Source organism: Streptomyces sp. Sge12 (assembly GCF_002080455.1).
Taxonomy (GTDB): Bacteria; Actinomycetota; Actinomycetes; order Streptomycetales; family Streptomycetaceae; genus Streptomyces.
Window position 1 is genome coordinate 2,087,595 of the sequence record NZ_CP020555.1, and the last position, 10,976, is coordinate 2,098,570.

A 10,976-nucleotide genomic window follows, 5' to 3' on the forward strand; every position below is an offset into this window, starting at 1 on the left:
CAGCAATGTACGAATTGCCGGGGTTTTTATGTCGCCGAACGCGTGCGGATTGCCGGGGTTTTTGAGGAATTCACTGAGGAGTCGGCCGGGGGCGGGGCACCGCCGTAGGGGCCTCGTGCGAAGGGCGGCAGACCCGCTCATGGGCCGACGCCGCGGCTTCCCGGCGGGACAGCCGGATGGCATCCACATGGCAGGACAGGACATGCCGGAAGCGTTGCTGGCGCCGCAGTTCGAGGGCATCCACATGCCACAGACGCCCGGTCCCTGATGACACCAACGCGGTGCAACCTGTACCCAGCGCGGCGGAGATCAGCACGATCCACAGGAGGATGTCTCCCACAGCTGGTCCTTTCGAAGGCTGATGGTTCCAGGGGCCCACACGACCGGAGCCCCGGCGATCGGTGGGCATAACGCAGGGGCATATGCAGGGTTGCGCCCTCCACGCCGATTGCAGCCATGCGCAGCAATCGGCACGGCCCTGGCATCCCATGGTTTCAACTGATGATCGGTCGGCGGCCGGGGGCGGCGGAGCGGATGCCGGGGGGCGAGTGGCCGCCCGATTCGGAGCCGGCTCCGACCCGCCGCCCATCGCCCCTTTGAGCTGCGGCGCGACCCCGCGGGGCAGGACCTGAGTGCCGAACTCTTGCCGTGTTTGCAGAACCGATAAACGGCAGGCAACACCTATTCATCTGCCACCATCACCCGGATGGCGCACACCCTGACCAACACCGACGGCGTTTATGGAATATGACAACAGCAAAGCTCCCCGTCCTCTTCCACAGACCTGAGGAAGAGGACGGACAGGGAGGCAGCTTTCACGCCGGGGCCACCCGGGTCGGAAAGTGGACTTTCACCCCGCGCGCCACAGGGCGCGGCGAGGCCAGGAACGCAACGCTGGAACAAGGGAGCCTGGAGATCGATCTCAGCTACTCGTCCTCGATCCTCGAGGACTTCCTCCATACGATGAGCATGATCCAGGTCGAGTTCGACCGTAGGTCGGGGAGCACCGCACCGGCCGCGGCGTCCGTCGACGAGCAGCCGCGCGGCAGTTCCTGTGTTTGAGCCGTACGGATACCCAGACGTCCACGGCGCCCACCCTCAGCCGGACACGACCGCGTTCCGGCGCCGGCCGGACCACCTACAGCATCGCTCCGGACAACCGCTCGGTGGGCACGGTGAGCCGGACCGGCCGTGGGATCCGGCGGAAGAGCTCGCCATCCTTCTCCAGGAGAGCGCTTCCCCCGGCCGGCCGGAGCCCTTCGGCCGCGGCGGCTACGACGACGCCGGTGACACGGTGAGCACCCTCGGCCTCGTGACGGGGCTGAAGCACACGCCTGCCGCCCGGCCGCCCAAACAGGCCTCCGGCGGGCACCGCCGGAGCCCGTCGAAGGCACCGGTCGTGACCCTGCTGCGAACGGGCAGCCTGTTCACAGCCGTGCTGGTCGCCGTCATCGCCGCCGTGGTGAGCATCCTCAGCGGGTTGGCCATCTGTGACACCCTGCGCCACAGTGCCGGACTCCACACGGCCCGCGCAGTGGTCGGCTGGTGGCCCCTGCTGATCTACGGCCCCTGGATGGTCGCTTCCCTGTCCATTCTCAGATCCGCGCTGCACCAGCGCCGCGCGCTGCATTCCTGGTCCATCGTGCTGCTGTTCTCCACCCTGGCCACGCTTCTGTGCGTGGCCCAGGCGCCCAGAACGATCGCTGCCGGGACGTCCTCCGCGCTTCCCGCGGTCGCCGCCCTGGCCTGCTTCCAGCAGCTGGTACGCCAGATCACCCTCACGCGGCCGCCCCGCCAGGCTGCGCCGCGGCACCGCAACGCGCCCGCCTCGGTGCTCGGGCACGCGACCACGGCCGGGCGCCGCCAGGACGGTGTCCCTCCCGGCTACGCCGCGGCGGAGCGGAAGGCCGTCCGCTCTCCGTCCGGGGGGCGTGGATTCGGGTACGGCGCATGACAGCCGTACGCGTGGGGTGGTGACAGCCACTGGCTTCCTTGACACCCCACTCCTTCCCCACGCCTCACAAGGGTGCTCGCCTGCACCTTTGAAACGAAGATCCAAACCGATAGTCACGGGTCGGACACATACTCAGCCTGACGTTCTATGTCCGTCTCCCGTTGCGGCCCGATCCCGGACCGGCTCGCCGCGCTGCAGGTCAGACCGCATCGCGCCCCCGGCCGTCCGGTCACCGCGGCCCATCCTTACGACGCCCCGCTGGGCATGAGCATGCCCAGCAGCGCTCGCGGGCCGCTCCCGACACCTCACACGCCTATCACGAGAGATCACAAGCATGGCCCACGAAATGACCCACGCCGAACGAACCAGGTACAAGCGGCGCCAGGACTCCGCCTACCGGGCCGGCGAAGAGGCCGTCACCAACCTCCAGGCTGCGCTCGCCCTCGCAGACCTCACCCTTCCTTCCCTGAGCAACGACGGGCCGGTGGCCGGCCACGGCTTCGTCCGCCTCGGAGGCTGCAACGCGGCCTTCGCCAACCGGCTCGCCGAGGTCATCGCCGCAGGGGCCGACGCGCTGCAGGGTCAACGGTGAACGGCCGGAGGAGAGTTGTCGTCACGAGGCACCGATCGTCGCCAGGACGGCCGTCAGGCGGAGCGCTCGCCGGTGAGGCGGACCTTCAAGGTGGCGTGGCCGTTGGCGAAGTTGGAGAACAGGCGGGTGGGCGGGGCCAGCAGTTCGATGTCGGCGACCCGGGTGCGCAGCGACTCCAGCATGGAGATCATGTGGACGCGGCCCAGGTAGGCGCCGAGGCAGAAGTGCGGGCCGTGGCCGAAGCTGACGTGCTTGTTGGGCGTGCGCCCCAGGTCGAAGGTGTACGGGTCGACGAAGGCGTCCTCGTCGAAGTTGGCGGAGCTGTTCCACAGCGTGACGATCTCGCCGGCCTTGACGACGTGGTCGCGGATCGGGATGTCGACGAGGGCGTACCGGCCGAAGTGCATGGTGGGGGTGGTCCACCGCATGACCTCCTCGGTGGCGCTCTCCAGGGTGACCTCGGCGTTCTTCAGCCGGCGCCACTGGTCGTCGTGCTGGCTGAAGGCGTGCACGATGCCGGAGGCTGTGGCCCTGCTCGACTCGTCGCCGCCCAGGATCAGGCTGTAGGCGTTGTATATGATCTCCTCTTCGCTGAGCGGTTCGCCGTCGATGGTGGCGGTGGCCAGTGTGCTGAGGACGTCCTCGCCCGGGTTGCGGCGGCGCTCCGCCATCAGGCCGGAGATGTAGAGCACGATCTCGTTGCGCGCCATCAGCGACACTTCTTCGCCGTCGTCGGCGCTGTACCGGGACAGGGTCTGCGCGTTCCAGTCCACGAGCTGTTCGCGGTCCTCGGCGGGGATGCCCATGAGGTCGCCGATGGTGTGGATGGGGATCCGGTCGGCGACCGCGGTGACGAAGTCCAGTTCGCCGATCTCGACGGCTTCTGAGATCAGCCGGTCGGTGAGCTTCTGGACGTTCTCCACGACGGGGGTCAGGACGCGCGGGGAGAAGGACTTCATCATCAGGTTGCGGATCTCGCGGTGCCGCGGGCCGTCGGTGACGGCGAGCATCTTCCCGGCGGCGGAGTCCTCGCCGAGCAGCAGGGTGCTGAGCACATTGCCCTGCTCGGAGGTGTACCGCTTGTTGTCGCGGTAGGCGGCCATGATGTCGTCGTACTTGGTGAAGACCCAGAAGCCGGGGTTGCCGCCCCTGGGGGCGTGCCAGAACACCGGGTTGTGGGCGCGGTAGGGCCGCCACATCTCGTGGGGGTCGTTGTCGTCGAACGTCTGCGGGTCGGTGAGGTCGAGGGCCGCCGGGTCGGCCGCGGCGGCGAGTTCGGCCACCGGAAGGGTGGGGGCAGTCATGGGTGTGTCTCCTCCAGGGCCGCGGGCCCGGGGGCCCGCGGCGCGTTAAGGGTCTTCGACGGAGGTCGGCGGGGACGGGGACGTGGGCGGTGGCGGCGGCGGAGTACTCAGGCGGCGGCTTCGGCCGGCACGGCGGTGGTGGCGAGTTCGGCGATCGTCTGCTTGCGGAACACGTCCTTGGCGGAGATCACCAGCCCGGCCTTCTTCGCCCTGGCCACCACCCGGATGCCGAGGATCGAGTCCCCGCCCAGCTCGTAGAAGTTGTCGGTGACCGACACGGTCGGGATGCCGAGCACGTCGGACCAGATCTGGACGAGCAGCCGCTCGGTGCCGGTACGGGGCTCCAGGGCGCTGGCGGGCGCCGCCGGGGCGTGCTCGGGGGCGGGCAGGGCCTTGCGGTCGACCTTGCCGCTCGGGGTGAGCGGGAACTGCTCCAGGCACACCAGGGCGGACGGCACCATGTGGACGGGCAGCCGGTCCGAGACGAACTCCCGCAGCTCTGCCGGCTGCGGGGGCTGTCCGGGCACGGCGTGGGTCACGTAGCCGACGAGGCGCTTGTGCTCGCCGTCGGCGAGGGCCACGACCAGGGCGACCCCGACCCGGGGGTGCTGCTGGAGCACGAGCTCGATCTCGCCCGGCTCGATGCGGTAGCCGCGGACCTTGACCTGGTGGTCGGCGCGGCCCACGTACTCGATGACTCCCGCGCTGGTCCAGCGCACCAGGTCGCCGGTGCGGTACATGCGGTGGTCCGGGGCCTCCCCGTGCGGATTGTCCAGGAAGCGGTCGGCGGTCAGTTCGGGTCGGTTGAGGTAGCCCTGGGCCACTCCGGGGCCGGCGATGAACAGTTCGCCGGCCACTCCGATCGGCGCCGGCCGGAGCCGGTCGTCGAGGACGTAGGCCGTGGTGTTGGCGACGGCCCGGCCGATGGGGACGGTCAGGTTCTCGTCGGCCTCGCGGATGAGGTGCCAGGTGCCGAGGACCGCGGTCTCGGTCGGTCCGTACAGGTTCACGAGCCGCTGCGGCGGGGCGGCCGCCAGTACTTCGGACACGCGCACCGAGTTGGCCGCCTCGCCGCCGAAGAGCACGTGGCGCAGTGCGCCGAAGGCGTACGGGTCGGCGGCGACGATCTGGTTGAACACGGCGGTCGTCACGAACAGGGTGGTGACGCCGTGCCGGCGCAGGGCGGCCGTGAGCTCGGCCGGGTCCAGGAGGGTGTCCTTGTCGATGACGACCATCCGGCCGCCCGCGAGCAGGGGTCCCCAGATCTCCAAAGTGGCCGCGTCGAAGGTGACGTCGGAGCCCTGGGCCATGACGTCGTCCGGGCCGAGCGAGACCCAGTCGGCGTTGCAGAACAGCCGGACGACCGAGCGGTGTCCGATCACGGCGCCCTTGGGCGTGCCGGTGGAGCCCGAGGTGTACATGATGTAGGCGGGGTCGTCGGCGGTGACCGCGACCCGCGGGGCCACGGTCGGCAGCTCGGCGACGGCCGCGTACTGCTCGTCCAGCGCGATCATCCGGGTGTCGGCGACCGGGAGTTTGCCGGTCAGCCAGGACTCGGTGAGGCACAGCGGTACCCCGGCGTCGGAGAGCATGAAGCCGAGCCGGTCCCCGGGGTAGTCGGGGTTCAGCGGCAGGTAGGCGCAGCCGGCCTTCAGGACGGCGAGCAGCGCGGTGACGAGTTCGGGGCCGCGGGGCAGGCAGACGGCGATGAAGGTGCCCGGTGCGACCCCGTAGGCGACGAGCAGGTGGGCCAGCTGGTTGGCGCGGGCGTCCAGTTCGGCGTAGGTGAGCGTCTCCAGGCCCGCGGTGACGGCGACCGCGTCCGGGCGCAGCCGGGCCTGTTCGGCGACGAGCTCGTGCACGCACCGGTCCGAGGGAAAGTCGGCCCGGTTGACCGCCCATTCGGTGGTGAGCAGGCGCAGTTCTTCCGCGTCGGCGAGCGGCAGGTCCTCCACGGAGCGGGTGGGGTCGGCCGCGGCGGCGCCGAGCAGCACCGACAGGTGGCGGGCCAGCACCTCCACGGTGACGGCGTCGAACAGCGCGCTGTCGTAGTCCAGTACGACGTCCAGGTCGCCGGCGGTGGTTGGGGTGAACTCCACGGTGATGTCGAACTCCGCGGGCACCCCGGGCGGTGGGAAGGCGCGCACGGCGAGTGCGGGGGTCTGTGCGGGCTCGGCCGCCTCGGCGGCGTCGCGCAGCACGACCATCACCTGGACGCCGGGGGTGTCGCCGGCGTCCTTGCCCTCGCCCAGGGTGCGGCGGACCTGTTCGAAGGGCACGTCCTGGTGGGCGAGGCCCTCGGCGAGGGTGGCGCAGGTCCCGGCGAGGAGTTCGGTGAAGGGTGCCTCGGGCCGTACGCGGGCGCGCAGTAGGAGGGGGTTGTCGAAGGCACCGACCAGGGTGTCGAGCACCGGCCGGGTGCGGCCGCTCGCCCGGGTGCCGAGGGCCAGGTCCTCCTGGCCGGTGTGCCGGGAGAACAGCACCTGGCAGGCGGTGAACAGACCCGCGAACAGGGTGCCGCCGTGCGCGGCGGCCGTCTCGGCGATCCCGCGCGCGGTGTGCTCCGGTACCCGGAAGGTGTGCCGGGCCGCGGCGGCGCCGCGCGCCCGGGACCGGGCGCGGTCGGTGGGCAGCCGCAGTGCGGGCAGGCCGGCGAGGTGGCCGCGCCAGTGGTCGAGCTGGGCCGCGAGTTCGGCGTCGGTGACGCGGGCGCGCTGCTCGGCCGCGTACTGGGCGTAGCGGACCGGGAGTTCGGGCAGCCGGGCGGGCCGGCCGGAGACGGCCGCCGCGTACAGCTCGGCGAGTTCGGTGGTGAGGATGGCCTCGGAGCGGGTGTCCACGGCGATGCGGTGGGCGGCGAGGACCAGTACGTGCTCGGTGGCGCCGAGGCGGATCAACAGCGAGCGCAGCAGCGGGCCGGAGGTGAGGTCGTAGGGTCTCGCGGCGAGTTCGGCGATGCGGGCGTCGAGCCGCTCCGGCCGGGTGTCGGCGGGTACCGGCTCGAGGTCGGTGAACTCCAGCTCCAGCGGCCCGGCCGGCCAGACGTGCTGTGCCGGGGCGCCGCCGGTCTCGGTGAAGGTGGTGCGCAGCGGTTCGTGCCGGGCCACCAGCCGGCGCAGCGCCGAGGTCAGTTCGGCCCGGTCGAGGCTGCCGGTCAGCCGGAGGGCGAGGACCGGGTGGCGGGTGTGCGCCGCTGCGGGTCCGGGCCCGTGCCGGTGGGCGGACCGGATGAGCTCCTGCCCGAGGGTGAGCGGCAGCCGGTCGCCGCCGGCCGCCTCGTGGGCCCTGCCGTCGGTCGTCCCGTCGGTCATCCGTTCAGTCCTTTCATTTCCGTCTCTTCCATCAGGTCGAGCAGTTCGGGGGTGACGAATTCGTCGATCGGGCAGACACCGGACAGCGTGGAGAAGTAGCGGTCCGTCAGGTCCCGGCTGGTGGCGATGGCGCGCAGCAGGTCCAAGTGGTGGGGCGGCGGGTCCAGGCGGGCCGTCTTCAAGGTGGCGTGGTAGTGGGGCAGGAGGTCTTCCAGCCGCTGCTCGGCGAAGGTGTCCAGGGCCACGCGCAGCCGCTCGGGGTCGTGCAGCCCGTCGCCGATGCAGTCCGCGAGGAGCTGGGCCTGGTGGAAGCCGTCGGTGATGCCGCGTGCGGTGATCGAGTCCTTGTGGTGGCCGGCGTCGCCGATGAGCGCCCAGCCCGCCCCGGTGGCCTGCCGGAAGAAGTTGCGCTGGTCGCCGGTGCCGTAGACGCGCTCCAGGCGGGCGCCGCCCGCCATTTCCTCCCGCAGCTCGGGAGCGGTCTTCTCGACGTTCGTGAGCAGGGCGTTCAGGGCGTCGCCGCGGACGCTGTGGAACTGGTCCTGCGGGAAGTAGCCGGCCACGAGAGTCGCGCCGTCGTTGGTCGGTACGGTGCCGACCCAGTGGCCGGGCGTGTCGAACAGCCGGAAGCCGGGTTCGAGTCCGGACCAGTAGGAGTAGTAGGCGCAGGTGGCGGCCGGGTCCTCGACGAGGAGGGGGGCGCCGGCCTTCGCGGCCACGGTCGAGCGCATTCCGTCGGCGCCGATGACGAGGGTGGCCCGCTCGACGGCGCCGCCCGCGGAGGGGCCGAGCCGGACGCCGACGACGCGGTCGCCGTCGAAGACGAGGTCGCTGACCGAGCAGTTCTCGCGGAACTCGACGCCCGCGTCGACGGCGCCCTGCGCGAGGATCGGGTCGAGCAGGTAGCGACGCGGCGCGTAGGCGGCGCCCTGTCCGTCGGCGGCCCAGGAGCAGCCCTCGAGCCGGATGTCGCCGTGGGTGTGGCGGACGTGGTCGAGGGCGGGGGCGCCGGTGGCCACCACGGCGGGCAGCAGGCCCCAGCGGGCGAGGGCGGCGACTCCGGGCTGATGGATGTAGAGCGTGGAGAGGGTGTCCTTGGGGAAGGTCCCGCGCTCGACCATGAGCACCCGGTAGCCGGCGCGCGCGAGCAGCATCGCGGCCGGAGCCCCGGCGCACCGCGCGCCGACCACAATCACGTCGTAGTGGGTCAAGAGATGCTCCTTGTCCTGCGCGGGGTGGCGTGTGCGTGGGGGGGGACGGGGCCCGGCGGCCCGGATCCGGAGGGGGGTCCGGGTCCGGGCCGCCGGGGTTCGAGGGGTGGTGCGGGGACCGCTCAGTCGACGCGGATCGGCAGCTTCCAGACCCCGGTGAACTCCGGGGAGGTGAGGAAGGTCGGCTTCTGGTCCGGGTCCACGCGCAGCTTCGGGAAGCGGTCGAACAGGATGTTCATGGCCACCCGGCCCTCCAGCCGGGCCAGCGGGGCGCCGAGGCAGAAGTGGATGCCCCGGCCGAAGCCGATCTGCGGGTTGGGTGTGCGGGCCGGGTCGAAGACGTCCGGGTCGTCGAAGACCCGGGCGTCGCGGTTGGCGGCCGAGAACCACACCTCCAGGACGTCGCCCTCGGGGACTGTCACTCCGCCGATCTCGACGTCGCGCGTGGTGACCCGGTAGCCCGCCGCGAGCGGGCTCAGGTAGCGCAGCGACTCCTCCAGCAGGGTGGGCACGAGCGAGCGGTCCTCGCGGACCCGCTCGTCGACGTCCGGGAAGGCGTCCAGGCACAGGATCGTGTTGCCCAGCAGCATGGTGGTGGTGATGTGGCCGGCCGAGATCAGCAGGTTGGCGAAGTTGACGATCTGCCGGTCGGTCAGCCGTTCCCCGTCCACCTCGGCCTCGCAGAGCCGTGACAGCAGGTCGTCCTGCGGTTCGGCCCGCCGTTGGGTGACCAGGTCCAGGATGTAGAAGCCCATCGCCATGGCCGCTTCGGCCTGGGTGTCGAGGGACTCCTCCTGTGCCTGGTCGCCCTGGTGGGTGGTGAGCTGGGCGCTCGCCATCAGGGACTGGTCCGCCCACTCCTTGAGGAGGTCGCGGTCCTCGCGCGGGATCCCGAGCATGTCGCAGATGACGATCACGGGCAGCGGGTAGGCGAGCGCCTCGGCGAGGTCGAAGGTGTCGCCCTCGATCTCGTCGAGGAGCTCGTGGGTGAGGGCGGTGATGCGTGACTCGAGCTCGGCCACCATCTTCAGGGTGAAGGTGCGGCCGACCAGCTTGCGCAGCTGCTGGTGCTCGGGCGGGTCCGCCTGGGTCAGGTTGCCGTCGAAGGCGACGGCGGCCTGTTCGGGGCTGACGTAGCGCGCGGCCACCGCGGAGGAGTAGGTCCCGGGATCGCTGAGGATCTCCAGGGTCTCCGGGTATCCGTAGACGTGCCACATCCCGACCTCGGGGTCGTACACCACCGGCTTCTCGGGCTGGATGCCGCGCAGCCAGAAGTGCCGCGGGTGCATCTCCCACTTCTCGACGGGACTGGTCGTGGTGCTCATCGGGGGTCTCCTTCGGCGGCCCGGCCACGGGCTTCGGGTCGGGGCCTCATCGGACGAGGAGCGGGAGCTCCGAGGTCGAGATGACGTGGGGCAGCGGCAGGAAGGCAGGCGGGTTGTCCGGGTCCGTCCGCAGCTTCGGGAAGCGGTCGAGCAGGATGTCCGTCGCGATCCGGCCCTCCATCCGGGCCAGCGGCGCGCCGAGGCAGAAGTGGATGCCCCGGCCGAAGCCGATGTGCGGATTGGGGTCGCGGGTCGGGTCGAACAGGTGCGGGCGGGCGAACTGGCGCTCGTCCCGGTTGGCCGCCGAGAGCGAGATGGCGACCAGCTGCCCCGGGTGCACCTTGACGCCGGCGAGCTCGCCCTCGGCGACGCAGGCCTTGTAGGCCGTCGCGATCGGGCTCAGGTAGCGAAGCGACTCCTCGACGAGGCCGGGGGTCAGGCCCGGGTTGCCGCGGACCGCGGCCAGGTGCTGCGGGTAGCGGTCCAGGCACAGGAGGGTGTTGCCGAGCAGGGCGCTGGTGGTGGCGTGTCCGACGACGAGCAGCTCGTTGGCGAAGTTCACCACCGCGTTGTCGCTGAGGCGTTCGCCGTCGACCTCCGCCTCGACCAGCTTGGTGAGGAGGTCCTCGCGGGGTTTGATCCGGCGCTCGGCGGCGTGCTCGCGCAGGTACTGGAACATCTCCGGGACGACGCGCATGGCGGCCTGGGCGTCGACGTCGTCGTCCAGGTCGCGGTCGCCGGAGGTGAGGGCGACCGCGCTGTGGGCCATCCGGTCGACCCAGGTCTTGAACAGGTCGCGGTCGCTCTGCGGGACGCCGAGCAGCTCGGAGATGACGATGATCGGCATCGGGTAGGCCAGGTCGTCGACCATCTCGATGCTGTCCTGGTCGGAGACCTGGTCGAGGAGCTCGTGGGTGATCTCGACCATCCGCGGCTCCAGGGCCGCGACCATGCCGCGGGTGAACGCCTTGCTGATGATCTTGCGCAGCTTGGTGTGGTCCGGCGGGTCGGACTGCAGGAGGGTGCCGTCGCTGAACTCCGGGTCGATCTCCACGTCGCCGGCGATCAGTTCGGCGACGTCGCTGGAGTACGTCCCCGGATTGCCGACGACCTCCAGCACCTCCTTGTACCCGTACACGTTGACGATGCCGTAGTCGTTGACCTCGACCGGGTGCTCGGGCCGGTGGCCCCGCAGCCAGAAGAACTCCGGATTGATGCCCAGGTCGTCGACGAAGGCCGCGGCTTCCGTCCCGTCCGTGTCGGCGGATGTCCCGGTCAT

At 71.0% G+C, this 10,976-nt stretch carries 7 protein-coding genes; 2 read left to right on the top strand and 5 right to left on the bottom strand.

Annotated elements, in window-relative coordinates:
* Positions 1 to 1,312 precede the first annotated feature (1,312 nt).
* Positions 1,313 to 1,954, top strand: coding sequence for a DUF2637 domain-containing protein (locus B6R96_RS09110; protein WP_237291385.1), 642 nt, complete (start codon positions 1,313 to 1,315; stop codon positions 1,952 to 1,954).
* A gap of 334 nt (positions 1,955 to 2,288) precedes the next feature.
* Entirely contained in the window at positions 2,289 to 2,546 is a 258-nt protein-coding gene (locus tag B6R96_RS09115) for a hypothetical protein (protein WP_081522214.1), read from the top strand.
* A gap of 53 nt (positions 2,547 to 2,599) precedes the next feature.
* On the opposite strand, the gene B6R96_RS09120 is transcribed toward B6R96_RS09115, so the two are convergent.
* The 5 genes from B6R96_RS09120 to B6R96_RS09140 all read right to left on the bottom strand — a co-directional run bounded on the left by B6R96_RS09120 (position 2,600) and on the right by B6R96_RS09140 (position 10,976).
* The gene (locus tag B6R96_RS09120) at positions 2,600 to 3,850 is read right to left on the bottom strand and encodes a cytochrome P450 (protein WP_030385734.1); all 1,251 of its coding nucleotides are present in this window, start codon (positions 3,848 to 3,850) and stop codon (positions 2,600 to 2,602) included.
* Positions 3,851 to 3,957: 107 nt separating this feature from the next.
* Positions 3,958 to 7,161 (bottom strand): non-ribosomal peptide synthetase, encoded by a 3,204-nt coding sequence (locus tag B6R96_RS09125; RefSeq protein ID WP_081522215.1) that lies wholly within the window; start codon positions 7,159 to 7,161, stop codon positions 3,958 to 3,960.
* Entirely contained in the window at positions 7,158 to 8,372 is a 1,215-nt protein-coding gene (locus B6R96_RS09130) for an NAD(P)/FAD-dependent oxidoreductase (protein ID WP_081522216.1), read from the bottom strand. The genes B6R96_RS09125 and B6R96_RS09130 overlap by 4 nt, the downstream gene beginning before the upstream one ends.
* 122 nt (positions 8,373 to 8,494) lie before the next feature.
* Positions 8,495 to 9,697: a cytochrome P450 gene (locus B6R96_RS09135; RefSeq protein ID WP_081522217.1), complete on the bottom strand. Its 1,203-nt coding sequence runs from the start codon at positions 9,695 to 9,697 to the stop codon at positions 8,495 to 8,497.
* 46 nt (positions 9,698 to 9,743) lie between these two features.
* Positions 9,744 to 10,976 carry a cytochrome P450 gene (locus B6R96_RS09140; protein WP_081522218.1) on the bottom strand — a complete coding sequence of 411 codons (1,233 nt, stop codon included), beginning with the start codon at positions 10,974 to 10,976 and terminating at the stop codon, positions 9,744 to 9,746.